Source organism: Micromonospora sp. NPDC048040, from assembly GCF_055587185.1.
Genome location: NZ_JBVJGT010000022.1, coordinates 41,417 through 66,278, shown reverse-complemented (window position 1 = coordinate 66,278; position 24,862 = coordinate 41,417). Strand labels below are relative to the sequence as shown.

General features: G+C 74.2%; 21 protein-coding genes. 10 read left to right on the top strand and 11 right to left on the bottom strand.

The window, feature by feature from the left end:
- The first annotated feature begins 11 nt into the window (after positions 1-11).
- The 5 genes from hutU to hutH all read left to right on the top strand — a co-directional run bounded on the left by hutU (position 12) and on the right by hutH (position 7,169).
- A complete protein-coding gene (gene hutU, locus ACZ6O2_RS21205; RefSeq protein ID WP_357459165.1) occupies positions 12-1,667 on the top strand; it encodes a urocanate hydratase in 1,656 nt (551 codons plus the stop codon).
- Positions 1,668-1,728: 61 nt separating this feature from the next.
- Complete coding sequence (locus ACZ6O2_RS21200; protein ID WP_466024032.1) at positions 1,729-2,970, top strand: allantoate amidohydrolase; 1,242 nt, start codon at positions 1,729-1,731, stop codon at positions 2,968-2,970.
- A 106-nt stretch (positions 2,971-3,076) separates the two neighbouring features.
- A complete protein-coding gene (locus tag ACZ6O2_RS21195; protein WP_466024010.1) occupies positions 3,077-4,435 on the top strand; it encodes a formimidoylglutamate deiminase in 1,359 nt (452 codons plus the stop codon).
- Entirely contained in the window at positions 4,432-5,634 is a 1,203-nt protein-coding gene (gene hutI, locus ACZ6O2_RS21190; protein ID WP_466024009.1) for an imidazolonepropionase, read from the top strand. Before ACZ6O2_RS21195 ends, hutI begins: the two co-directional genes overlap by 4 nt.
- Entirely contained in the window at positions 5,631-7,169 is a 1,539-nt protein-coding gene (hutH, locus tag ACZ6O2_RS21185) for a histidine ammonia-lyase (protein WP_350702857.1), read from the top strand. Before hutI ends, hutH begins: the two co-directional genes overlap by 4 nt.
- A 48-nt stretch (positions 7,170-7,217) precedes the next feature.
- Here the strand turns inward: hutH and rdgB are convergent, their stop codons facing one another.
- From rdgB to ACZ6O2_RS21135, 10 genes are all read right to left on the bottom strand, one after another.
- Positions 7,218-7,838 (bottom strand): RdgB/HAM1 family non-canonical purine NTP pyrophosphatase, encoded by a 621-nt coding sequence (gene rdgB, locus ACZ6O2_RS21180; protein WP_350702859.1) that lies wholly within the window; start codon positions 7,836-7,838, stop codon positions 7,218-7,220.
- Between the two features lie 52 nt (positions 7,839-7,890).
- Positions 7,891-8,619: a ribonuclease PH gene (gene rph / locus ACZ6O2_RS21175; protein ID WP_350702860.1), complete on the bottom strand. Its 729-nt coding sequence runs from the start codon at positions 8,617-8,619 to the stop codon at positions 7,891-7,893.
- A 73-nt stretch (positions 8,620-8,692) separates the two neighbouring features.
- On the bottom strand, positions 8,693-9,553 hold the full coding sequence (locus ACZ6O2_RS21170) for a hypothetical protein (protein WP_466024008.1): 861 nt from the start codon (positions 9,551-9,553) through the stop codon (positions 8,693-8,695).
- Between the two features lie 84 nt (positions 9,554-9,637).
- Positions 9,638-10,384 carry an MBL fold metallo-hydrolase gene (locus ACZ6O2_RS21165; protein WP_466024007.1) on the bottom strand — a complete coding sequence of 249 codons (747 nt, stop codon included), beginning with the start codon at positions 10,382-10,384 and terminating at the stop codon, positions 9,638-9,640.
- A 292-nt stretch (positions 10,385-10,676) separates the two neighbouring features.
- A complete protein-coding gene (locus ACZ6O2_RS21160; protein ID WP_350702866.1) occupies positions 10,677-11,642 on the bottom strand; it encodes a PLP-dependent cysteine synthase family protein in 966 nt (321 codons plus the stop codon).
- A 10-nt stretch (positions 11,643-11,652) separates the two neighbouring features.
- On the bottom strand, positions 11,653-11,988 hold the full coding sequence (locus ACZ6O2_RS21155; protein ID WP_350702868.1) for a MoaD family protein: 336 nt from the start codon (positions 11,986-11,988) through the stop codon (positions 11,653-11,655).
- A gap of 73 nt (positions 11,989-12,061) precedes the next feature.
- Positions 12,062-12,550 (bottom strand): M67 family metallopeptidase, encoded by a 489-nt coding sequence (locus tag ACZ6O2_RS21150; protein ID WP_350676806.1) that lies wholly within the window; start codon positions 12,548-12,550, stop codon positions 12,062-12,064.
- Between the two features lie 53 nt (positions 12,551-12,603).
- Positions 12,604-13,098 carry a DUF2017 domain-containing protein gene (locus tag ACZ6O2_RS21145; protein WP_466024031.1) on the bottom strand — a complete coding sequence of 165 codons (495 nt, stop codon included), beginning with the start codon at positions 13,096-13,098 and terminating at the stop codon, positions 12,604-12,606.
- Between the two features lie 2 nt (positions 13,099-13,100).
- A complete protein-coding gene (gene clpS, locus ACZ6O2_RS21140; RefSeq protein WP_350702872.1) occupies positions 13,101-13,391 on the bottom strand; it encodes an ATP-dependent Clp protease adapter ClpS in 291 nt (96 codons plus the stop codon).
- 148 nt (positions 13,392-13,539) lie between these two features.
- Positions 13,540-15,129, bottom strand: a complete 1,590-nt coding sequence (locus ACZ6O2_RS21135) for a P-loop NTPase family protein (protein ID WP_466024006.1) — start codon at positions 15,127-15,129, stop codon at positions 13,540-13,542.
- Positions 15,130-15,227: 98 nt separating this feature from the next.
- Between ACZ6O2_RS21135 and ACZ6O2_RS21130 the strand changes: the two genes are divergently transcribed.
- From ACZ6O2_RS21130 to ACZ6O2_RS21110, 5 genes are all read left to right on the top strand, one after another.
- Complete coding sequence (locus tag ACZ6O2_RS21130) at positions 15,228-16,364, top strand: RNA-guided endonuclease InsQ/TnpB family protein (protein ID WP_466024005.1); 1,137 nt, start codon at positions 15,228-15,230, stop codon at positions 16,362-16,364.
- A gap of 329 nt (positions 16,365-16,693) precedes the next feature.
- Positions 16,694-19,369 (top strand): LuxR C-terminal-related transcriptional regulator, encoded by a 2,676-nt coding sequence (locus tag ACZ6O2_RS21125; RefSeq protein ID WP_466024004.1) that lies wholly within the window; start codon positions 16,694-16,696, stop codon positions 19,367-19,369.
- A 16-nt stretch (positions 19,370-19,385) separates the two neighbouring features.
- On the top strand, positions 19,386-20,672 hold the full coding sequence (locus ACZ6O2_RS21120) for a nicotinate phosphoribosyltransferase (protein ID WP_466024003.1): 1,287 nt from the start codon (positions 19,386-19,388) through the stop codon (positions 20,670-20,672).
- A gap of 13 nt (positions 20,673-20,685) precedes the next feature.
- Positions 20,686-21,267 carry an isochorismatase family protein gene (locus ACZ6O2_RS21115; protein WP_350702882.1) on the top strand — a complete coding sequence of 194 codons (582 nt, stop codon included), beginning with the start codon at positions 20,686-20,688 and terminating at the stop codon, positions 21,265-21,267.
- 65 nt (positions 21,268-21,332) lie between these two features.
- On the top strand, positions 21,333-22,556 hold the full coding sequence (locus tag ACZ6O2_RS21110; protein ID WP_466024002.1) for an MFS transporter: 1,224 nt from the start codon (positions 21,333-21,335) through the stop codon (positions 22,554-22,556).
- A 469-nt stretch (positions 22,557-23,025) separates the two neighbouring features.
- On the opposite strand, the gene ctaD is transcribed toward ACZ6O2_RS21110, so the two are convergent.
- Positions 23,026-24,783, bottom strand: coding sequence for an aa3-type cytochrome oxidase subunit I (gene ctaD, locus ACZ6O2_RS21105; protein WP_466024001.1), 1,758 nt, complete (start codon positions 24,781-24,783; stop codon positions 23,026-23,028).
- Positions 24,784-24,862: the final 79 nt, after the last annotated feature.

Genomic DNA, 24,862 nt, shown 5'->3' with positions numbered 1-24,862 from the left:
GGAGACCCGAGATGTCCCAGCCCGTCCGCGCCGCGCGCGGCACCGAACGCACCGCCCGTGGTTGGCCGCAGGAGGCCGCGCTGCGGATGCTGATGAACAACCTCGATCCGGAGGTGGCCGAGCGCCCCGAGGACCTGGTGGTCTACGGCGGCACCGGGAAGGCCGCGCGGGACTGGCCGTCGTACCACGCGCTGGTGCGCACCCTGACCGACCTGCGCGACGACGAGACCATGCTGGTGCAGTCCGGCCGGCCGGTGGGCGTCATGCGCACCCACGAGTGGGCGCCCCGGGTGCTGCTGGCCAACTCCAACCTGGTGGGCGACTGGGCCACCTGGCCGGAGTTCCGCCGCCTGGAGCAGCTCGGCCTGACCATGTACGGGCAGATGACGGCCGGCTCGTGGATCTACATCGGCACCCAGGGCATCCTCCAGGGCACCTACGAGACGTTCGCCGCCGTCGCCGCGAAGCGGTTCGGCGGGACGCTGGCCGGCACGCTGACGCTGACCGCCGGGTGCGGCGGGATGGGCGGGGCGCAGCCCCTCGCGGTCACTATGAACGGGGGCGCCTGCCTGATCGTGGACGTGGACCGGAGCCGGCTGGACCGCCGGGTGCACGACCGCTACCTCGACGAGGTCGCCGACTCCCTCGACGACGCCGTCGAGCGGGCGCTCGCCGCGAAGCGGGACCGCCGCGCGCTGAGCGTCGGCGTGGTCGGCAACGCGGCCACGGTCTTCCCCGAGCTGCTGCGCCGGGGCGTCGCCGTCGACATCGTCACCGACCAGACCAGCGCGCACGACCCCCTGTCGTACCTGCCGGAGGGGGTGGAGCTGGCCGACGCCCGGGACTACGCGGCGGCGAAGCCGGCCGAGTTCACCGACCGGGCGCGGGCGTCGATGGCGAAGCACGTCGAGGCGATGGTCGGGTTCCTCGACGCCGGGGCGGAGGTCTTCGACTACGGCAACTCGATCCGGGGCGAGGCGAAGCTCGGCGGGTTCGAGCGGGCCTTCGACTTCCCCGGCTTCGTGCCCGCGTACATCCGGCCGCTGTTCTGCGAGGGCAAGGGCCCGTTCCGGTGGGCGGCGCTCTCCGGCGACCCGGCCGACATCGCCGCGACCGACCGGGCCATCCTGGAGCTGTTCCCCGAGAACGAGTCGCTGGCCCGGTGGATCCGGATGGCCGGCGAGCGGGTCGCGTTCCAGGGCCTGCCGGCGCGGATCTGCTGGCTCGGCTACGGCGAGCGCGACAAGGCCGGCGTGCGGTTCAACGAGATGGTCGCCTCCGGTGAGCTGAGCGCGCCGGTGGTGATCGGCCGGGACCACCTGGACTGCGGCAGTGTGGCCAGCCCCTACCGGGAGACCGAGGCGATGGCCGACGGCTCCGACGCGATCGCCGACTGGCCGCTGCTCAACGCGCTGGTCAACACCGCCAGCGGGGCGTCCTGGGTGTCGATCCACCACGGGGGCGGGGTCGGCATCGGGCGGTCGATCCACGCCGGGCAGGTCTGCGTCGCCGACGGCACCGCCCTGGCCGGGCAGAAGATCGAGCGGGTGCTCACCAACGACCCGGCGATGGGCGTGATCCGGCACGTCGACGCCGGCTACGACGCCGCCCGCGAGGTCGCGGAGGCCACCGGGGTGCGGGTGCCGATGGCGGAGGGTGCCGCGTGAGCGCGAGGAGTGCAGCGCAGCGGAGCCCCGCAGTCGCGAACAACAGGGGTGCCGCGTGACGGTGCAGCGGCGCGACGTCGGTGGCGGTGGTGAACACCTCGCCGAGGCCGACCTCACCGACCGGTTCCGGACACTGTGGGACGAGATCGCGCCGATCGGGCGGGACGACCGCAGCGGCGGCTACCTGCGGTACGCGCTGACCGAGCCGGAGCTGCGGCTGCGGGAGTGGTTCCGCGACCAGGCCGGCCGGCGCGGCATGCCGGTCACCGAGGACGGCAACGGCAACCTGTTCGCCTGGTGGGGTGAGCCGGCGGCCGGCGGCGCGGTGCTGACCGGCAGCCACTTCGACTCGGTGCCGCACGGCGGGGCGTACGACGGGCCGCTCGGCATCGTCAGCGCGTTCCTCGCCGTGGACGAGCTGCGCGCGGCCGGCGTCGCGCCGGCCCGCCCGCTGGTGGTCGGCGCGTTCGTCGAGGAGGAGGGGGCGCGGTTCGGCGTACCGTGCCTCGGGTCGCGGCTGCTCACCGGGGAGATCGCGGTGGACCGCGCGGCCGGGTTGCGCGACGCCGCCGGGGTGAGTTTCGCCGAGGCGCTGGGCGCCCGGCCGGCGGGCGCCCAGCCGGAGTTGGTCGGCCGCTTCGCCGCCTTCGTGGAGCTGCACGTCGAGCAGGGCCGCGCGCTGGTCGAGGGCGACGCGCCCGTCGCCGTCGCCAGCGCGATCTGGCCGCACGGCCGGTGGCGCTTCGAGTTCACCGGCGAGGGCAACCACGCGGGTACGACCCGGATGGCCGACCGCCGCGACCCCATGCTGACGTACGCCTTCACGGTGCTGGCGGCGAACAAGGAGGCCCGGCTGCGCGGCGCCCACGCCACCGTCGGCCGGGTGTCGGTGGAGCCGAACGCGACCAACGCGATCCCGTCGAAGGTGACCGGGTGGCTGGACGCCCGCGCCGCCGAGCCGGACACGCTGACCGGGCTGGTCGACGCGGTACGCGACAAGGCCGCCGAGCGGGCCCGCCGGGACGGTACGGAGGTGGCGCTGACCGAGGAGTCGGCCACCCCGCTGGTCGCCTTCGACGGCGGCCTGGCCGGCCGGCTCGCGGCCCTGCTCGACGCGCCGGTGCTGCCGACCGGGGCGGGCCACGACGCCGGGGTGCTCGCCGCGCACGTGCCCACGGCGATGCTCTTCGTGCGCAACCCGACCGGGGTCTCGCACTCCCCGGCGGAGTCGGCCACCGACGCCGACTGCGCCGCCGGGGTGACCGCCCTGGCCCGGGTCCTGGAGGAGCTGGCGTGCCGGTGAACATCCTGCCGGCGGCGGGGCGGCTCTGCCGGGACGCGCGATGGACGGCCGGGACGCCGGGGCTGGTGGTCTCATGGACGGGGCAGCTCGACAGGGGGCGAACGAGATGACCGCGACCCGCTGGCTGGCCGAGTACGCCTGGTTGCCCGAGCACGCCGAGCCCACCCCGGACGTGCTGATCGAGACCGCCGACGGGCGGATCACCGCCGTCACGCCGCTGGTCGGGGACGGCGCACCGGCCGCCGGGGTCGAGGTCCTGGCCGACGCCGAGCGGCTGCCCGGGCTGACCCTGCCCGGGCTCGCGAACGCGCACTCGCACGCCTTCCACCGGGCGCTGCGCGGGCGCACCCACGGCGGGCGCGGCGACTTCTGGACCTGGCGCGACCGGATGTACGCGGTCGCCGCCCGCCTGGCCCCGGACTCGTACCTGGCCCTGGCCCGGGCGGTCTACGCCGAGATGGCGCTGGCCGGCATCACCTGCGTGGGCGAGTTCCACTACCTGCACCACAACCCGGACGGCACCCCGTACGCCGACCCGAACGCGATGGGCGAGGCGCTGGTCGAGGCCGCTGCGCAGGCCGGGATCCGGATCACCCTGCTGGACACCTGCTACCTCACCGCCACGGTCGACGGGCAGCCGCTCACCGGGCCGCAGCGGCGCTTCGGCGACGGCGACGCGCTGCGCTGGGCGGAGCGGGTCGCCGCGTTCGCGCCCGCCGGCGACCACGCCCGGGTGGGCGCCGCGATCCACTCGGTGCGCGCCGTGCCGGCCGGGCAGCTCGCCACCGTGGCCAACTGGGCGGACCGGCGGGGCGCGCCCCTGCACGTGCACCTGTCCGAGCAGCCCGCCGAGAACGACGCCTGCCGGGCCGTGCACGGCCGCACCCCGACCCGGCTGCTCGCCGACCACGGGGCGCTCGGCCCGCACACCACGGCCGTGCACGCCACCCACCTGACCAGCGGCGACCTCACGCTGCTCGGCGACGCCGGCACCGGCGTCTGCCTCTGCCCGACCACGGAGCGGGACCTGGCCGACGGGATCGGCCCGGCCCGGCGGATGGCCGACGTCGGGCTGCCGCTCAGCCTGGGCAGCGACAGCCACGCCGTGGTCGACCTCTTCGAGGAGGCGCGCGCGGTCGAGCTGGACGAGCGGCTGCGTACCCGCCGCCGCGGCCACTTCGGCGCCGCCGAGCTGCGGGACGCGGCCACCGTGGGCGGTCATGCCGCGCTGGGCTGGCGCGACGCCGGGCGGCTCGCCGTGGGGGCCCGCGCCGACCTGGTGACCGTACGGCTGGACAGCCCGCGCACGGCCGGCGTACCGCCGGTGGGGGCCTGGTTCGCGGCGGGCGCCGCGGACGTCGCGCAGGTCGTGGTGGACGGCCGGGTGGTGGTGCGTGACGGCCGGCACCTGACGGTCGACGTGCCGGCCGAGCTGGCCGCGGCCATCGAGGAGGTGACGTCTTGAGCAGTCTGCTGGTCGACGACATCGGCGAGCTGGTGACCAACGACGGCGGCGGCGAGGGCGGCCCGCTGGGCATCCGCCGCGACGCCGCCCTCCTGGTCGAGGACGGGCGGGTGGCCTGGGTCGGGCCGGCCCGGGACGCGCCGGCCGCCGACCGGCGCGTAGACGCCGGGGGCGCCGCCGTGCTTCCCGGCTTCGTGGACAGCCACGCCCACCTGGTCTTCGCCGGGGACCGGGCCGCCGAGTTCGCCGCCCGGATGGCCGGGCAGCCGTACACCGGCGGCGGCATCCGGACCACGGTCGGCGCCACCCGGGCCGCCTCCGACGACGAGCTGCGGGCCACCGTGCGCCGGCTGCGCGACGAGGCGATGCGGCAGGGCACCACCACCGTCGAGATCAAGAGCGGGTACGGCCTCACCGTCGCCGACGAGGCCCGCTCCCTGGCGATCGCCGCCGAGGTCAGCGAGGAGACCACCTTCCTCGGCGCCCACGTGGTCCCCGCCGAGTACGCCGACCGCCCCGACGACTACGTGGGGCTGGTGTGCGGGCCGATGCTGGCCGCCGCCGCCCCGCACGCGCGCTGGATCGACGTGTTCTGCGAGCGGGGCGCCTTCGACGCCGACCACACCCGGGCGATCCTGACCTGCGGCCAGGCCGTCGGGCTGGGCGTACGGGTGCACGCCAACCAGCTCGGCCCGGGGCCGGGCGTCCAACTCGGCGTCGAACTGGGCGCGGCGAGCGTCGACCACTGCACCCACCTGACCGACGCCGACGTCGACGCGCTGGCCTCCAGCCGGGTCGACCGCGCCTGCGCCGAGGGCGGGCACACCGCCACCGTCGCGACCCTGCTGCCGGGCGCCGAGTTCTCCACCCGCTCGCCGTACCCGGACGCCCGCCGGCTGCTCGACGCCGGCGTCACCGTGGCCCTGGCGACCGACTGCAACCCCGGCTCGTCGTACACCTCGTCGATGCCGTTCTGCATCGCGCTCGCCGTACGCGAGATGCGGATGACCCCGGCGGAGGCCGTCTGGGCCGCGACCGCCGGCGGTGCGCGGGCGCTGCGCCGCGACGACGTCGGGGTGCTCAAGCCCGGGGCGCGGGCCGACCTGATGATCCTCGACGCCCCGTCCCACCTGCATCTGGCCTACCGGCCCGGTGTGCCACTGATCCGCCAGGTTCTGCGCAACGGAGTGCCGCAATGACGACCGTGACCATTCTGCCCACCGGGATCTCCCCCGCCGACGTGCTCGCCGTGGCGCGCGGCACCGCCAAGGTCGTGCTCGACCCGGCCGCCGTGGACGCGATGACCGTCAGCCGGTCCATCGTGGACGGCATCGAGGCCGCCGGCCGGCCGGTCTACGGCGTCTCCACCGGCTTCGGGGCCCTCGCCAACACGTTCGTCGCGCCGGAACGGCGGGCCGAACTCCAGCACGCGCTGATCCGCTCGCACGCCGCCGGGGTGGGCGCGCCGATGCCGCGCGAGGTGGTGCGGGGGATGATGCTGCTGCGGGTCCGCTCGCTGGCGCTCGGCCGCTCCGGGGTCCGGCCGCTGGTCGCCGAGGCGCTGGTCGACCTGCTCAACCACGACGTGACGCCGTGGGTGCCGGAGCACGGTTCGCTGGGCGCCTCCGGCGACCTGGCGCCGCTGGCGCACTGCGCGCTGGTGCTGCTCGGCGAGGGCTGGGTGCTGGGCCCGGCCGGTGAGCGGATCCCCGCCGCCGACGCGCTGCGCCGGGCCGGTCTACAGCCGGTCGAGCTGGCCGCCAAGGAGGGGCTGGCGCTGATCAACGGCACCGACGGCATGCTCGGCATGCTGCTGCTGGCGATCCACGACGCCGCGCACCTGTTCACCATGGCCGACGTCACCGCCGCCCTCGCGATCGAGGCGATGCTCGGCTCGGAGCGGCCGTTCCTGCCGGAGTTGCACGCCATCCGGCCGCACCCCGGGCAGTCGGCCTCGGCGGCGAACATCCACCGGCTGCTCCAGGACTCCCGGGTGATGGACTCGCACCGCGACGACCTGGCGCACGCGGTGCAGGACGCGTACTCGATGCGCTGTGCCCCCCAGGTGGCCGGGGCGGCCCGGGACACGCTGGACTTCGTCCGCACGGTGGCCGACCGGGAACTGGTCTCGGTGGTCGACAACCCGGTGGTGCTGCCGGACGGTCGCGTCGAGTCGACCGGCAACTTCCACGGCGCGCCCCTCGGCTTCGCCGCGGACTTCCTGGCCATCGCCGCCGCCGAGGTCGGCGCGATCGCCGAGCGTCGGGTCGACCGGCTGCTCGACGTCACCCGGTCCCGGGAGCTGCCGGCGTTCCTCTCCCCCGACGCCGGGGTCAACTCCGGGCTGATGATCGCCCAGTACACGGCGGCCGGGATCGTCGCGGAGAACCGGCGGCTCGCCGCGCCCGCCTCGGTGGACTCGCTGCCCACCAGCGGCATGCAGGAGGACCACGTCTCGATGGGTTGGGCGGCGGCCAAGAAGCTGCGCACCGTGCTGGACAACCTGACCAGCCTGCTCGCGGTCGAGCTGCTCGCCGCCGTACGCGGTCTCCAGCTGCGTGCCCCGCTCGACCCGTCGCCGGCCGGTCGGGCGGCCGTCGCGGCGCTCGGCGGGATCGCCGGGGAGCCGGGGCCGGACGTGTTCCTCGCCCCGCTGATGGAGGCCGCCCGGGACGTGGTGGCCGGGCCCGAGCTGCGCGCCGCAATCGAGCGCGAGACCGGCCCCCTCGCCTGAATCCGGGGGGATGACGGACGGGCGGGCCGGTGGCCCGCCCGTCGGCGTTCAGGCGGTGGCCGGGGGCAGCACCTTCGCCGCCAGCTTGGCCAGCTCGCGCAGCGCCTTGCCGCGGTGGCTGACCGCGTCCTTCTCCTGCGGCGTCAGCTCGGCGTTGGTCCGCTCCTGCCCGTCGCCGAGGAAGATCGGGTCGTAGCCGAAGCCGCCGTCGCCGCGCGGCGAGCGCAGCAGCCGCCCGGTCTGCCGGCCGTCGACCAGGTGCTCCTTGCCGCCGGGCAGCACCAGCGCCACCGTGCAGACGAAGGACGCTCCCCGGTGCTCGTCGCCGAGGTCCGCGATCTGGTCCAGCACCAGCTGGAGGTTGGCCTGGTCGTCGCCGTGCCGGCCGGCCCAGCGGGCGCTGAACACCCCCGGCATGCCGTTCAGGGCGTCGACGGCGAGGCCGGAGTCGTCGGCGATCGTCGGCATGCCGGTGCGCCGGCAGCCCTCCCGCGCCTTGATCAGGGCGTTCTCGCCGAAGGTGAGGCCGGTCTCCGGCAGCTCCGGGTATTCCTCGACGTCGTCGAGGCCGACCAGGGCGACGCGGTGCGCGCCGAGCGCGCCGTCGAGGATGCGCTGCAGCTCGATGAGCTTCTTGCGGTTACGGGTGGCGAGCAGCACCTTGTTCATCAGACCTCACCTTTGTTCGCGACTGCGGGGCTCGCAAGCTCACTTCTCGCGCTCACGACTCGAGAGCCTTCCGCTGGGCTTCGGCCAGTTCCACGCAGCCGGCGACGGCCAGGTCGAGCAGGGCGTCGAGCTGCTCGCGGGCGAACACGCCCGCCTCGCCGGTGCCCTGCACCTCGACGAACTCCCCGGCGCCGGTGCAGACCACGTTCATGTCGACCTCGGCGGTCACGTCCTCGGCGTAGTTGAGGTCCAGCCGAGGCTCGCCGTCGATGACCCCGACGCTGACCGCCGCCACCGAACGGTGCATCACCTTCTCCGGCTTGCCGGCCAGCGCCTTGCGCCCGGCCAGCCAGGTCACCGCGTCGTGCAGCGCCACGTACGCGCCGGTGATCGCCGCGGTGCGGGTGCCGCCGTCGGCCTGGAGGACGTCGCAGTCGAGCACGATGGAGTTCTCGCCGAGCGCCTTCAGGTCGATCGACGCCCGCAGGCTCCGGCCGATCAGCCGGGAGATCTCGTGCGTACGCCCGCCGACGCGCCCCTTCACGCTCTCCCGGTCGGAGCGGGTGTTGGTGGCGCGGGGCAGCATCGCGTACTCGGCGGTGACCCAGCCGAGCCCGGAGCCCTTGCGCCAGCGGGGCACCCCCTCGGTCACGCTGGCGGTGCAGAGCACCCGGGTGTCGCCGAACTCCACGAGCACCGAGCCCTCCGGATGGGTGCTCCAGCCCCGGGTCAGCGTCACAGGTCGGAGTTCGTCGGGTCGCCGCCCGTCAGGTCGTGCCATGCCTGCACCCTATGCGGTGCGATGGCCGGCCCGTTGCGGGGTGTCCGGGTGCCCGCCGTGGGTGCGTCCCTCCTCAGTCGCACTCCCGGATGCGGACGTTGAGCACGAGCGGCCGGTCCCAGCCGTTCGGCACCTTGTCCAGCCCGGTCGTCGTCGCCGTCGCCCGGCACGCCTTCACCCGCCACGTCCAGGTGCAGGTGGGGCCGCCGTACTGGAAGCCCTGGGCCACGCAGCGCGTCACGTCCTCGATCTTCGCGTCCTGCGCGCCGGCCGCGACGAGCCACTCGTGCACCCGTTCGCCGAGGTCCACCGGGCACCGCCCCTGCGGGCAGGTGAAGCGGTACACCTGCAGCGTCGCGTCGTCGCCCTCGACGAGCCCGTCGGAGGTGAAGCTGTGCGGCCGCCCCCAGTCCGCGAAGATCGCCCTTCGCTCGGCCATGTCCTGCCGGGGCGCCCACCAGCCCACGTACCCCGCGATGCCGCCGCCGGCGCAGAGGCCCATCGCGAGCAGCCCGGCGAGCACCACGAAGAACACCCGCAGCCCGGTGGACCGGCGCGGCGGCGCCGGGGTGGGCCCGGCCGGCGGGAGGGTGGTCGCCGCCGGGTACGCGACCGGCTGGCCGGCCGGCGGGTACGGTCCGGCGGCGATCGGCGCGGCCCGGGGAACTCCACCGGCAGCGGGCGACGGCGGGTACGGCTGCGCGGCGGGCGACGGCGGGAACGGCGCGGCGACCGGCTGCGCCGCCGGCGGATTCGGGTACGCGTGCGCCGGGGGTGCCGGCGGGTACGGTCCGGCTGCCGTTGGCGGCTGGTGCGCCGGTTGACCCGGCCAGGGCCCGGCCGGGCCGGGCGGGTACGGCGCGCCGGGCGGGCCCGCGGGAGGGGACGGCGGGTGGGGCTGCCAGCCGGCCGCGCCGGAGGGGGAGTCGCTCACCGGCGAGATCCTAGGGGGACGACGCGGTTTTCGGGGGCCCCGCCCGCCGGACCACGGAGCGGCCGGGACGACGGGGGCGCCGGGTCAGACGTCGTACGTCGCGCCGGCGCGGACCACCTCGAGCGGGCCGGCGTACGCCGCGCCGGCCGCCTCCACGGTCATCGCCTCGCTGCCCCAGGCGGCCACGAGGTGGGTCAGCAGCAGCCGGCCGACGCCCGCCTTGGTTGCCGCCTCGCCGGCCTCCCGGCCGGTCAGGTGCAGGTCCGGCGGGTTGTCCACGCCGTCGAGGTAGCTCGCCTCGCAGAGGAAGATGTCGGCGTCCTGGGCGAGCCGGAGCAGCGCGTCGCAGGGCGCGGTGTCCGAGGAGTAGCAGAGCACCCGGCCGTCGTGCTCCAGCCGGACGCCGTACGTCTCGACGGGGTGGTTGACCCGGTCGACGGTGACGCTGAACGGGCCGATGGGGAAGGTGCCGGGCTGGAGTGCGTAGAACTGGTAGACGTCCTCGACCGTGCTGTCCTCCTGCCCGTACGCGGCGGCCAGCCGGTCGGGCGCGCCGGACGGCGCGTAGACCGGCAGCGGCGGGTAGGGGCCGTCCGGGGCGTAGCGGCGGACCACCACGTAGGACACGGCGTCGAGGATGTGGTCGCAGTGCAGGTGGGTCAGCAGGATGGCGTCGGGGGCGTGCAGCCCGGCGTAGCGCTGGAGGTTGGACAGCGACCCGGAGCCGAAGTCGACCAGGAGTCGGAAGCCGTCCGCCTCGACCAGGTAGGCAGAGCAGGGAGACTCGGGGCCGGGAAAACTGCCGGCGCAGCCCAGCACAGTCAGGCGCATCGAGTGGTCTCGCTGTCACGCTGTGTAGCGATCGCGCCGACGGTCGCTCTCTTGATGATCTTTACCGACGCGTGCGCCACGCTGCGCAGCCTACGCCGGCACGCGGGGCGGCAAGAATCATCCACAGGAAGTTGTCACCAACGTGACACCCGCCCCGAGCCCGCCGCGCCACGCACGGCCGGTGCGTGACGAGCCGACACCCGACGGTAGCGCTGAGTGAGCAGGGCACCCACCGTGGCCGGCAGCCGCCCGCAGGGCCACCGCGCGTGGCGGTGACCCTGCGGCGACGTCCTCAGGCCCAGAGCTGACCCTCCAGCGCCGCCTCGGCGTCGGCGAGGGTGCCGCCGTACGCGCCGGTGGAGAGGTATTTCCAGCCGCCGTCGGCGACCACGAACGCCACGTCGGCGCGGCGGCCGTCGCGGACCGCCTCGTGCGCCACGGCCAGGGCGGCGTGCAGGATCGCGCCGGTGGAGAAGCCCGCGAAGATGCCCTCGACCTCCACCAGCTGCCGGGTCCGCAGCACGGCGTCCCGGGTGCCGACGGAGAAGCGCCGGGACAGCACGGTGGCGTCGTAGAGCTCCGGGACGTACCCCTCGTCGATGTTGCGCAGCCCGTAGACCAGCTCGCCGTACCGCGGCTCGGCCGCGACGACCTGGATCCCGTCGACCTTCTCGCGCAGGTAGCGCCCGGTGCCCATCAGCGTCCCGGTGGTGCCGAGGCCGGCCACGAAGTGCGTGATGGTGGGCAGGTCGTGCAGCAGCTCGGGGCCGGTGGTCTCGTAGTGCGCCCGGGCGTTGGCCTCGTTGCCGTACTGGAAGAGCATCACCCAGTCGGGATGCTCGGCCGCGATCTGCTTCGCCGTGGCCACCGCCTGGTTCGAGCCGCCCGCGGCCGGCGAGAAGATGATCTCCGCGCCGTACATCCGGAGCAGCTGCACCCGCTCGGTCGAGACGTTCTCCGGCATCACGCAGACCAGCCGGTAGCCGCGCAGCTTCGCCACCATGGCCAGGGAGATGCCGGTGTTGCCGCTGGTCGGTTCGAGGATGGTGTCGCCCGGGCGGAGCCGGCCGGCCTCCTCGGCCGCGCGGACCATGAACAGGGCCGCCCGGTCCTTGATGCTGCCCGTCGGGTTGCGGTCCTCGAGCTTCGCCCAGAGCCGCACCGGCGGCGCCCCCGCGGGCACCGTCGGGGAGAGCCGGGGCAGGCCCACCAGGGGGGTGCCCCCACAGGCGTCGAGGAGGCTGTCGTACCGCGTCATCGCGGCCGCCTCAGCCGGCGGCGACGGACGCGCGGTGGCCGGCGATCGCCGCGGCGGCGGCGAAGCCGAACGCGCCACCGGCGACGGCCGGCAGGATGGTCACGCTGTCGCCGTCGTTGAGCTTGGCGTCGAGCGCGCCGAGGAAGCGGACGTCCTCGTCGTTGACGTAGACGTTGACGAAGCGGTGCAGCGCCCCGGTGTCGGTGACCAGCCGGGCCCGGAGGCCGGCGTGCCGGGAGTCCAGGTCGGCGAGCAGGTCGCCGAGCGTGTCGCCGGCGCCCTCGACGACCTTCGCGCCGCCGGTGTAGCTACGCAGGATGGTGGGGATGCGAACCTCGATGGCCATGATGTCGTGCTCCTCGGTGATGATCGGGTGTGCCGGAAGGTGACGGGACGTGGACGGGTGGTGCGGCGCTGGGTCAGCGGCCGGAACACTCGTAGTCGACCGTCGCCGGGCTCTGCCCGAACATGTAGGACTGCACGGCGTGCGGGTCCACCCCCGCGTCGAGGATGCGCACCGGCTCCTCGGTCACCACGCCGTCGACGATCCGGAAGGAGCGGATCTCCTCCGTGTCGGGCTCCCGGGTGGAGACCAGCAGGTAGTGCGCGCCCGGCTCGCCGGCGAAGGAGATGTCCGTCCGGGACGGGTAGGCCTCCGTGGCGGTGTGCGAGTGGTAGATGACGACGGGCTCCTCGTCCCGGTCGTCCATCTCGCGCCACACCCGCAACTGCTCCATCGAGTCGAACTCGTAGAACGTCATGGAGCGGGCGGCGTTGTCCATCGGGATGTGCCGGGTGGGGGTGTCGCTGCCGGCGGGACCGGCGACCACGCCGCACGCCTCGTCGGGGTGGTCCCGACGCGCGTGGGCGACGATCGCGTCGACGATCGACCGGTCGATGCTCAGCACGTGCTCCAGCCTAACGCGTACGGGGCACCAGCTTAAGGTGGTGCCGGTCACCCCTAGTCGATCAAGGCGTTGAGCAGGGACTCCTGGAGGTACCCGAGGTACGCGTAGACCGACAGTTGGAACACCCGGCTGGAGGTCGGATCCTCGGCGACCGCGTCGTCGAGCTCCTCGCCGAGGTCCGTGCCGTCCTTGATCTCCAGCCGCACGCCCATCGCCAAACGGGCGTCGTTGAGCGCCCGCAGCCACGCCTCGGCCGCCTCCGCGTCGAGGCGCACCTCGCCGCCGGCGGAGTCGGGCAGCCCGGCGAGGATCGCGCCGGCCTGGTCGATCTTGCCGGTCTTGAGATCGCCCTCCGTGTAGCGGCGGAACTCGGCGGTGCCGGACGGGTCCTCCGGGTAGACGTCGGGGAAGAGCCGGCCGACCACCGGGTCGGAGTGGTCGAAGCCGTCGGTGAGCAGGCCGACCACCTCGGAGGCGACCTTGCGCAGCACCCGGACCTCGTCGACGGCGAAGGTGGCGACGTAGCGGTCGCCCTGGCGACGGAACATGCTCACGACCGGTCCACCGTCGCCCACAGCCCGTACGCGTGCAGCTGCGACGCGTCGTGCTCCATCCGCTCCCGGGCGCCGCTGGAGACGACGGCGCGCCCCTTGTGGTGCACGTCGAGCATGAGCTGCTCGGCCCTCTCCCGGCTGTAGCCGAAGAGCTTCTGGAACACCCAGGTCACGTAGGTCATGAGGTTGACCGGGTCGTCCCACACGATCGTCACCCACGGCCGGTCGGACGCCGGCACCTCATCGGTGTCCGGCGTCTCGACCGGTGCAACCTGCGGAGCCGCCATGCCCCCCATCGTGCCACCGGATCCGGCGAACCGAGGAACCGGAACGCCGGCCCGCCGTGGAACACCGCGTCCGGCCTGGCCGGGCGCGTCGGAGACAGCCCGCGGCGGCCCCGGCGCGGGGCCGGCGGCGCGGACGACGCGGTCGCCGTCAGGCGAGCAGGATGCCGTGGTCGACAGCATCGGAGAGCACCCCGTCCAGCGAGAGGCGGACCACCTCGAGCCGCCGGGACACCTCCCGGGACAGCTCCAGCTCGATCTCGCGCAGTGCACGCTGCGCCCAGGCGCGGGCGGCGTTGGGATCGTGGTTGCCGGGGCGGCGCCAGTGCTGCCAGCAGCCGCCCGAGAGGGCCACCGCGACCGGCGGGAGCACCTCCCCACGCTCGCCGCCCGGGCAACTCGCCAGCGCGTCGGTGGCACCGGCACCGGTCAGCCCGGCCACGCCGCCGGTGCTGGTGACCAGCAGCACGCGGTCCAGCTCGTGGCCGGCCCGGTGATCGGCCAGCCCCCAACGCACCGCGAAGCAGAGGCGCCGGCGCACGCCCGCGGACAGCGGCGCGCCGAGGACGCGGCCGGCGGCCTCCTCGACGAGCCGGTGGACCGCGTGGTCGCACTGGGCGGTGGCCAGCAGCGACAGCGCCTCCATCTCCCGGTCGAGCAACTGCGGCAGGCCGGCGCAGCCGGCGCCGAAGACGATCTCCTGCACCACGCGCAGGTGGGCGTTGGCCAGTTCCAGGGCGAGGTGCTGGCGGATGCGCTGGGCCCAGGAGCGGGCCTGGCCGTCGAGTCGCTCGGACCAGTCGCCCGGGTCGGCGGCCACCGGCACCCGACCCTGCGCCCCGGGCAGCACCGGCGGGTCGGCGCTGGCCCGCCGCAGCCCCTCGTCGGCGGCCCAGCCCACCAGGGCCCGGCGCAGGTCCGCCCCGTCGCCGTCGGCGACCGCGAACCAGCGGGCGCGGGCGAGCCCCGGAACGGCGGCGAGCAGGACTGCCCGGTGCGCCTCGACGGTGACCGCGACCGGGTCCACCGGGGCCGCCGGGGCCACCGGGGCCGGCGCGGCCGGCGCGGCCGGCGCGGAAGCCGACCCGACCGGCGCGACGGACGCCCCCGTGCCCTCCGTCGCCGCCGGGACCTCGGGCACCGGCGCCCAGCCGGCCGCGCCCGGGGTGACCGCGAAGAAGACCTCCACGCGGGCACGGGCCACCTCGGCGAGCAGGTTCAGCTCGACGGCGGTGAAGACCTGGTCGGCGGCGGTGACGAAGAGCACCGCCCCGGCCCGGCCCGCCGCGTCGAGCAGCAGCCGGGTGCCGGCCGCCCCGAGGGCGCCCGTGTCCGGCGTGTCGACGAGGCTGAAGTGCCGCAGCAGCGGCTCGGGCACGCTCAGCTCGACGCGGCGCGGCGGACGGGCCAGCGCCGGGCCGGCGGCCAGCCGGTCGGCGCCGTACGAGTGCGGCTGGCGGTAGCCGGGCACGTAGGCGGCCCGGGTCGGCACCCGGGAGTGCCGGACCACCAGCCAGCTCCCGGCCGGCACGGTCAGCATGCCGGGATCCAGCCGGAGCACGCCGGCGAGCACCTCGGGCCGACCCGCGCCGGCCGGGCCGACGGCGACGACGGCCAGCGGTTCCTCCGGCCCCGGCTCGGTCACCCCGAGCCTGGCGGGCAGGGGACCGCGGTGGGGCAGCTTCGCGGCGCCGGCCATTTCGTCGGGCACGTCGACCGCGGGGAGAGGACCGGACTTCATCGGATTTGCGGCGTGGAAACCCGGCCGTTCAGGGCCGGGAGGAAACGCCGCTGCCTCCCCTCGCTGGTCGTCTTACATGGACGGATAGGGTGTGAGGGGTGGGTGAGGTGGTGAAGCGGGCATACAAGTACCGCTTCTACCCATCCCCTGAGCAGGCCGGGCAGTTGAACCGCACCTTCGGGTGTGTGCGTCTGGTGTACAACCGGGCGTTGGAGGCCCGGACCCGGGCGTGGGCGGTTGACCGCCGGCGCACCACCTATGTGCAGTCGTCGGGGTGGCTGACCGGGTGGAAGCGCACCGATGACCTGGCGTTCCTGAACGAGGTGTCGTCGGTGCCGTTGCAGCAGACGTTGCGGCATCTGCAGGCCGGGTTCGTGGCGTTCTGGGACAAGCGGGCCCGGTATCCGCGGTTCAAGTCCAAGCGCAAATCTAGGGCGTCGGCCGAATACACGCGCTCCGCGTTCCGGTGGCGTGACGGTCAGCTCACCCTGGCCAAGATGAACAGCCCGCTGAACATCGTCTGGTCGCGGCCCCTGCCCGAAGGGGCGGAACCGTCGACCGTCACGGTGTCCCGGGACGCTGCCGGCCGCTGGTTCGTGTCCATTCTGGTGGAGGACCCGACCGTGGCGCCGTTGCCGCCCGGTACGGCGCAGGTTGGTGTGGATGCGGGCATCACCAGTCTGCTCACCCTGTCGCGTCCGATGCCGGGGGTGAGTGACGGGCACGGCAAGGTGGCCAACCCGCGGTACGGGCAGGCCGACCGGCGCAAGCTTGCCAAGGCGCAGCGGAACCTGGCCCGCAAACAGAAGGGCTCCGCGAACCGGGCGAAGGCCCGACTGACCGTGGCCCGGATCCATGCTCGTATCGCCGACCGGCGGCGGGACCATCTGCACAAGCTGACCACTCGACTCGTCCGTGAGACCCAAACGGTCGCGATCGAAGACCTCAGCGTGCGTAACATGCTCCGCAACCGGCGCCTGGCCCGCGTCATCTCCGACGCGGCCTGGTCCCAGTTCCGCGACATGCTGGAGTACAAGGCCCAGTGGTACGGCCGTGAGGTGATCCCCGTCGACCGGTGGTACCCGTCGTCCAAGACCTGTTCGACGTGCGGGCGGATCAACACCACCCTCGCCCTCAACGTGCGCACCTGGACCTGCCCCGGCTGTGGGGTGGAGCACGACCGGGACATCAACGCCGCGACAAACATCCTCGCCGCCGGGCTGGCGGAGAGGTAAAACGCCTGCGGAGCTGATGTAAGACCTCAAGGGAAAATCCTCCCGGCAAGGCAATCGGCGATGAAACAGGAAACCTCACGGGCGACCGTGGGAATCCCGGCCCCTTCAGGGCCTGGAGGATGTCAATCGAGGACGGCCTCCCGTGGCAGGCGACCGGCGGTGGCAGGCCGCGTGGAATCGTCCGGGTCGCACCCCCGGATGTCGAAAGACTACGGGCGACCAGGGCACCTACCCGAACACCTCGGATACTTAGGAGTAATCACGGGATTACTCAACTTCGCAGCGTGACGATGCGGGCGCGGACGGATTTCGATGGATATGCTGCCTCGATGAGTCGGTGGAGTTTCGTCGGCAGAAGGGATGAGCTCAGCCGCCTGCTGTCGGCGATGACCGGCGCGGAGGGGCGGGGCCTCTTCTTCAGCGGGAGCGCCGGCATCGGCAAGAGCCGCCTGCTGCGCGAGGGGGTGGCGGCGCTGCCCCGCGACGGGTACGCGGTGTGGTGGATCGCGGCCAGCGCCACCACCGCCGCGCTGCCGTTCGGCGGGCTGGTCCAGGTGCTCCCCGCCGAGCAGCCGCAGGGCCTGTCCCCCGCCGGCATCCTGCGCTGGGCGGTGGACGTGCTGCAACAGCAGGCGGCCGGCCGCCGGATCGTCCTCGCGATCGACGACGCGCACCTGCTCGACCCGCCCTCGGCCGCGCTGGTGCACCTGGTCGCCCGCGCGGAGAACGCCACGGTCATCGGCACGCTGCGCGACAGCGAGCAGCTCCCGCTGCCCATCCGTGCGCTGTGGACCGACGACCTCGTCGACCACGTCGAGCTGAACCCGCTGCCACCGGCCGAGACCACCCGGCTGCTCTCCGAGATGCTCGACGGACCGGTCGACGCCACCTCCGCCGACCGGCTGGGCCGGCTCTCGGCGGGCAACCCGCTGCTGCTGCGCGAGCTGGTGTTCGCCGCCGACCGCGGGGAGCTGACCCGCACGTACGGGGTCTGGAAGTGGACCGGCCGGCTGGAGCTGGCGCCCAACCTGACCGACCTGATCGACACCCGGATCGGGCAGCTCACCCCGGGCGTACGCGCGGTGGTCGAGCTGGTCGCCTTCGGCGAGCCGCTCGGCCTGCACCTGCTCAACCAGGCCGTGGACCCGGCAGACGTGGAGTACGCCGAGGAGCGCGGGCTGATCGTCGTGGTGCGCGACGACCGGCGCGCCAACGTGCGGCTGGCGCACCCGCTCTACGGCGAGGTGATGCGCCGCCGCTGCCCGGTCAGCCGGACCCGCCGCCTGGAGGCCCGCCTCGCCGAGTTGCTGGAGCAGATCGGCAAGCGACGCCGCGACGACCTGCTCCGGGTGGCGGTCTGGCGGCTCGACTCCGGCACCGCCCAGGACCCGACCCTGCTGCTCGACGCGGCCGGGCAGGCGTTCGCCCGCTACGACGTACCGCTGGCGACCCGGCTGGCCCGCGCGGCGCTCGACGCCGGCGGCGGGTTCGACGCCGCGGAGCTGCTGGCCACCATCCTGATGTTCGCCGACCGGCCGGAGGAGGCGATCGCCGTCCTCGACGCGGTCTCCGCCGAGATCCACGGCGACCGGCGGCTCAGCCGCTGGCTGACCGTGCGGGGCATGGTCAGCTACTGGGGTCTGAGCCGGGAGTCCACGGTGGAGGAGATCGCGGCCCGCGGCTCGACGCTGGCGGACTCCGCCGACCAGGCCCGGGTGCTGGCCTTCGAGGGCATCATGCGGCTGCACCGGCTGGACACCGGCCTCGCGCTGCGGCTCGGGCAGACGGTGCTGGACCGGCCGGCCGCCAGCGTCTCCGCCCGGGAGCTGGCCCGCAGCACCATCGCCTATCTCCAGGCGGCGCAGGGGCAGCTGCACCGCAGCGCCGCCGCGATCGACCAGGTGCAGGCCGAGGCGGGCCGCTGGCGGGCCGACATGCCGTACCTGCAACTGGCCCTGGAGCTGGCCCGGGGCACCCGGCTGGCGCTCGCCGGCGACCTGGCCGGAATCGACGCGATCGTGGCCGACGAGTTCGCCGACCTGGCCGGCGCCGGGGACTTCCGGCTCGGCACCGGCTACCTGGCCATCCTCCAGGCGTACGCGGCCCGGCTGCGCGGCCAGAGCGACGCGGCGCTGCGGACCAGCCTCGAGGCGTGCGCGGTGCTCGCGACCAGCCGGGTCTACGCCGGCCTGGCCCAGGCCGAACGGGCCCAGGCGGCGGCCCTGCGCGGCGATGCCGCGCAGGCGGCCGAGGCGATGGCGGAGGCCGACCGCACCCACGCCCCGGGCATGGTCGTGCTGTACCCGTGGCTGGAGCAGGCGCGCGGCGCGGTGCTCGCCGCCGGCGGCGACGTTCCCGGCGCCGCCAAGCACCTCGTCCAGCTCGCCGACCGGCTCCGGGCGGACGGTTTCGCCGGTCACGAGGTGCACGTGCTGTACGAGCTGGTCCGGCTGGACCGGGCGAGCGCCCCGGTCGGCCCGAGCTGTTCCGACGGCAGCCGGCGCACGGCCGCGCAGCGGCTGGCGGAGCTCTCCGAGCGGGTCGACGGGCTGCTGCCGCCGCTGCTGGCCCGGCACGCCCGGGTCGCCGCGGCGGGCTCCGCCGACGACCTGCTGGCGGTGGCCGACGGCTTCGAGGCGCTGGACCTGGCCGTCTACGCGGCGGAGGCGACCGCCGCCGCCCTGGACCGGCTGCGCCGGCAGCGGTCCCCGGCGGCGGGGGCGGCCCGGGAACGCCTGGCCGCGCTGCTAGGCCGCTGCGACCTGATCCGCACGCCGGCGTTGCAGGCCGGGGCGCCCGCGCTGAGCGAGCGCGAGTGGCAGGTGGCCCGGCTCGCGGCGGACGGGGTGACCAGCCGGGTCATCGCGGAGCGGCTCTATCTCTCCGCCCGCACGGTGGAGAACCACCTGCAACGGATCTACAGCAAGCTCGGCGTGACCGGCCGGGCCGAGCTGCGGGCCGCGCTGCGGGCGATCCCGGGCCACGAGGGCGGCCTGGCGGAGTGAACTCTAGGCTGGGGCGGTGAGCACCCTTCGCCCCGCGTTGCTGACCGACCACTACGAGCTGACGATGGTCAGTGCCGCCCTGCGGGACGGCACCGCCGACCGCCGCTGCGTCTTCGAGGTGTTCAACCGTCGGCTGCCCGCCGGCCGCCGCTACGGGGTGGTCGCCGGCACCGGCCGGCTGATCGAGATGATCCGCGACTTCCGCTTCGACGCCGACGAGATCGACTTCCTGCGCCGCACCGGGGTGGTCGACGAGCGGGCCGCCGACTGGCTGCGCGACTACCGTTTCACCGGCGACGTCGACGGCTACGCCGAGGGCGAGCTGTGCTTCCCCGGCTCGCCGATCCTCACCGTCTCCGGCGGCTTCGCCGAGTGCGTCGTGCTGGAGACGCTGGTCCTCTCGGTGCTGAACTACGACTGCGCGGTGGCGGCGGCCGCCGCGCGGATGGTCACCGCGGCCCGCGGCCGGACGCTGATCGAGATGGGCTCCCGGCGGGCGCACGAGGAGGCGGCCGTGGCCGCGGCGCGGGCCGCGTACCTGGCCGGGTTCCGGTTCACCTCCAACCTCGCCGCCGGGCAGCGGTACGGCATCCCGACCGCCGGCACCGCCGCGCATGCGTTCACCCTGCTGCACGACGACGAGCGGGCCGCGTTCGCCTCGCAGGTCGCCACGTTCGGCAAGGAGACCACGCTGCTGGTCGACACGTACGACATCAGTGAGGGCATCCGCAACGCGATCGCGGTGGCCGGGCCCGACCTGCGGGCCGTCCGGATCGACTCGGGCGACCTCGCTGTGATCGCCCAGCAGTCCCGCGAGCTGCTCGACTCGCTCGGCGCCACCGAGACCAAGATCATCGTCTCCGGCGACCTCGACGAGTACGCCATCGCCGCGCTCGCCGCCGAGCCCGTCGACATGTACGGCGCGGGCACCGCCGTCGTCACCGGCTCCGGCGCGCCCACCGCCGGGCTCGTCTACAAGCTGGTCGAGGTCGACGGCCGCTCGGTGGTCAAGCGCTCCGAGCGCAAGGGCACCATCGGCGGCCGGAAGGTGGCCGTACGCCGGCACAAGCCGACCGGCACCGCCACCGAGGAGGTCATCGTGCCGCAGGGCGTACCCGACCGGCAGCCCAACGACCGGCTGCTGCAGCGGCCGTTCCTGGTCGGGGGCGAGCCGGTGGACCGGCCGACCCTGGACGAGTCGCGGGAACACCTGCGGCAGTGCCTCATCTCCATCCCCTGGGAGGGGCTGAAGCTCTCCGGCGGCGACCCCGCCATCCCCGTCACGGTCGTACCGGCCGACTGAAAGGAGCCCTCCGGTGGGCAACGCGCTGATCATCGTCGACGTGCAGAACGACTTCTGCGAGGGCGGCTCGCTGGCCGTGGCTGGCGGGGCCGGCGTGGCGGCCGGCATCACCCGACTGCTCGCGGCCGAGCCGGGCCGCTGGGACCGCGTGGTGGCGACGAAGGACTACCACGTCGACCCGGGCGCGCACTTCGGCGACCCGCCGGACTTCATCGACTCCTGGCCCCGGCACTGCGTGGTGGGCACGCCCGGCTCCGAGTTCCACCCGGAGCTGGCGACCGACCGGATCGAGGCGATCTTCCACAAGGGCGAGCACGCGGCGGCGTACTCGGGCTTCGACGGGCACGCCGACGACGGCGAGTGCCTGGCCGACTGGCTGCGCCGGCACGGGGTGGACACGGTCGAGCTGGTCGGCATCGCGACCGACCACTGCGTCCGGGCCACCGCCCTGGACGCCGCCCGGGAGGGCTTCGCCACCACCGTGCTGCTGGACCTGACCGCCGCCGTCGCCCCGGCGACCACCGACGTGGCGCTGCGGGCGATGGAGGGCGCCGGAGTCACCCTGCGCGGGGAGCCTGTGATCGAGGCCGCATGAGGCGGTAAATCGTTGGCGGGTGTCGCACCCCGGGCCGAGGATGTCCGGCGGAGGTACGCACCGACATGAACCTGAAGCCTTACCGGGAGGCGCTCGCCCTGCCCGGTCTCCGGTCGTTGCTGCTGGTGTCGGTGCTCGCCCGCGTCCCGCTCACCGCGACCGGGGTGACCCTGACGTTCTACGTCGTGCTCGACCTCGGGCGCGGCTACGGGGCGGCCGGGCTCGTCGGCGCGGCCATCACCGTGGGCGCCGCCATCGGCGGCCCGCTGCTCGGCCGGCTGGTCGACCGGCGCGGCCTGCGGCCGGTGCTCGTGCTGACCGGGATCGCCGAGGCGCTCTTCTGGTCCACCGCCCCGATGCTGCCCTACCCGCTGCTGCTGCCGGCCGCGTTCCTGGCCGGCTCGCTGGCCCTGCCGATCTTCTCGGTCGTCCGGCAGTCCATCGCGGCGATGGTGCCGCCGGAGCGGCGCCGCCCCGCGTACGCGCTGGACTCGATGTCGGTGGAGCTGTCGTTCATGGTCGGCCCGGCGCTGGCCGTGGCGGCGGTCACCGCGATCTCCGCCCGGACGACCCTCTACCTGGTCGGTGCCGGGATCGTCGCCTCCGGCATCGCGTTCTGGCTGCTGAACCCGCCCGTCCGGGGCGGCGGTGAGCCGACCGGGCCGCAGCCGAGGGTGCCCCGTCGGGCGTGGCTCACCCCGCGGCTGCTCGCCGTGCTGGCGATCAGCGCCGCCGGCACGCTGGTGCTCGGCGGCACCGACGTGGCCGTGGTCGCCGTGCTCCGGGAGAGCGGCGACGTCGGGTGGACGGGCGCCGTACTCGCCGTGTGGGCGGTCGCCTCGCTGGTGGGCGGCTTCGCGTACGGAGCCGTCAGCCGTTCCTTCTCGCCCCTGGCCCTGATGGCCGCGCTCAGCCTCTGCACCATCCCGGTCGGGCTGGGCGGGGCGCACTGGTGGCTGCTCTGCCTGGCGCTGATCCCCGCCGGGGCGCTCTGCGCGCCGACCCTCGCGGCCACCGCCGACGCGGTGAGCCGGCTCGTTCCCGCGTCCGTCCGCGGCGAGGCGATGGGCCTGCACGGCTCGGCGGTCACCGTCGGCATCGCGGTGGGCGCCCCGCTCGCCGGCGCCGTGATCGACGCCTCCGCCCCGGCCTGGGGCTTCGCGGTCACCGGCGCGATCGGCGCGCTGGTGGCGCTGGCCGTGCTCCCGATCGAGCTGCGCCGCCGCCGCGCCACCACCCCGGCCACCCCCGAGCCCGAGCCCGAGCTGGCCCCGGTCGCCGCCACCTGACCGCGCCCTCGCCGACGTCCCTCCCGCCGGCGATTGTCAGGTCTCGCCGGGTCGGCAATTGCAAGATCGCGCTGCGGTTGGCTGAGGGCTGGGGATCCTGCCCTGCCGTGGGCGGCGTGGGTGGTGTGGGTTCCGGCTACGGCCCGTCGGGCGGATGCCGGCGGCCAGCGCGAAGTCGGCGTCGACGCGCCTGACGTCCATCCGGCCGGTGCCGCCCCGATCTCCGCACCAGGCCGGCGCCCCGGCGAGCAGGGCCAGCAGGGCCGGCGCATCTCGTCAGTGGATCGGTGCGGCCTGCCGGCGGCCCGGCCCGCCGGTCCGGTTCCACCACGGGGCGGCGCTGCGGACCGTACCGCTGTCCGGTCGTCCGCGCCCCTGTCGGAGGGCGACTGGACGGCGTCACCGCCGACAACGGCGACGGGCGCCGCCCCTTGTGGGGGCGGCGCCCGTCGTACGTGGTGCGTGAGCGTCAGCGGCGGTCGACGTTGGAGGCGACGTCCTCCTGGTAGCTCGCGCCGCCGTCGGACTCGCTGGTCAGCGGCTTGGCGCCGCCCTCCGGCGGGCCGGCCAGCGTCTGCCCGGCGGCCAGCTCGGGGAACTTGAGGTCGAACGCGGGCCGCTCGGAGCGGATCCGCGGCATCCGGTCGAAGTTCCGCAGCGGAGGCGGCGAGCTGGTCGCCCACTCCAGCGAGTTGCCGTGGCCCCACGGGTCGTCGACCTCGACGACCGGCCCGGCCTTGTACGACTTCCAGCAGTTCCAGATGAACGGCAGCGTCGAGATACCGGTGAGGAACGCGCCGATCGTGGAGATCGTGTTCAGCGTGGTGAAGCCGTCGCCGGGCAGGTAGTCGACGTACCGACGCGGCATGCCCTCGTTGCCCAGCCAGTGCTGCACCAGGAACGTGGTGTGGAAGCCGATCATGGTCAGCCAGAAGTGCACCTTGCCCAGCCGCTCGTCGAGCATCCGGCCGAACATCTTCGGGAACCAGAAGTAGATGCCGGCGAAGACGGCGAACACGATCGTGCCGAAGAGCACGTAGTGGAAGTGCGCCACCACGAAGTACGAGTCGTGCAGGTGGAAGTCGAGCGGCGGGCTGGCGAGCAGCACGCCGGTGAGACCACCGAAGAGGAAGGTCACCAGGAAGCCGATCGACCAGAGCATCGGCGTCTCGAAGCTGACCTGGCCCCGCCACATGGTGCCGATCCAGTTGAAGAACTTCATACCGGTCGGCACGGCGATCAGGTAGCTCAGGAAGCTGAAGAAGGGCAGCAGCACCTGGCCGGTGGCGAACATGTGGTGCGCCCAGACGCTCATCGACAGCGCGGCGATGGCGATGGTCGCGGCGACCAGGCCCTTGTAGCCGAAGATCGGCTTGCGGGAGAAGACCGGGACGATCTCGCTGATGATGCCGAAGAACGGCAGCGCGATGATGTACACCTCGGGGTGGCCGAAGAACCAGAAGAGGTGCTGGTAGAGCATCGGCCCGCCGGTCGCCGGGTCGTAGACGTGGGAGCCCATGATGCGGTCCGCGGCCAGCGCCATGAGCGCAGCGGCCAGCAGCGGGAAGACCAGGATCACCAGGAGGCTGGTGACCAGCATGTTCCAGGTGAAGATCGGCATCCGGAACATGGTCATGCCGGGCGCGCGCAGGGTCAGGATCGTGGTGATCAGGTTGACCGAGCCGAGGATCGAACCCAGGCCGGAGATGACCAGGCCGATCACCCACAGGTTGCCGCCGACGCCCGGGGAGTGCTCGACGCCGCTCAGCGGCGCGTAGGCGGTCCAGCCGAAGTCGGCGGCCCCGCCCGGGGTGATGAAGCCGACCATCGTCATCGAGCCGCCGAAGAGGAACAGCCAGTAGGCGAAGCTGTTCAGCCGGGGGAACGACACGTCGGGCGCGCCGATCTGCAGCGGCACCAGGTAGTTCGCGAAGGCGAACACGATCGGCGTCGCGAAGAACAGCAGCATGACCGTGCCATGCATGGTGAAGAGCTGGTTGTACTGCTCGGGCGACAGGAACTGCAGCCCGGGTCGGGCCAGCTCGGCCCGCATGATCAGGGCCATCAGGCCGCCGATCATGAAGAACACGAACGCGGTGACCATGTACATGATCCCGATCTGCTTCGCGTCCGTGGTCCGCAGCAGCCGCGCGATGGCCGACCCCTTGACCGGCGCTCGGACCGGCCAGGGCCGGGTCACGACCGGCTTGGGTGCGACGGTGGTCACGAGTGGCCTCCGGTTCTGGGTTGTCCCGCTCGGCACACGCTGGTTATCTGCGGGCCGTCATCCGCAAGGAGGATAGTCC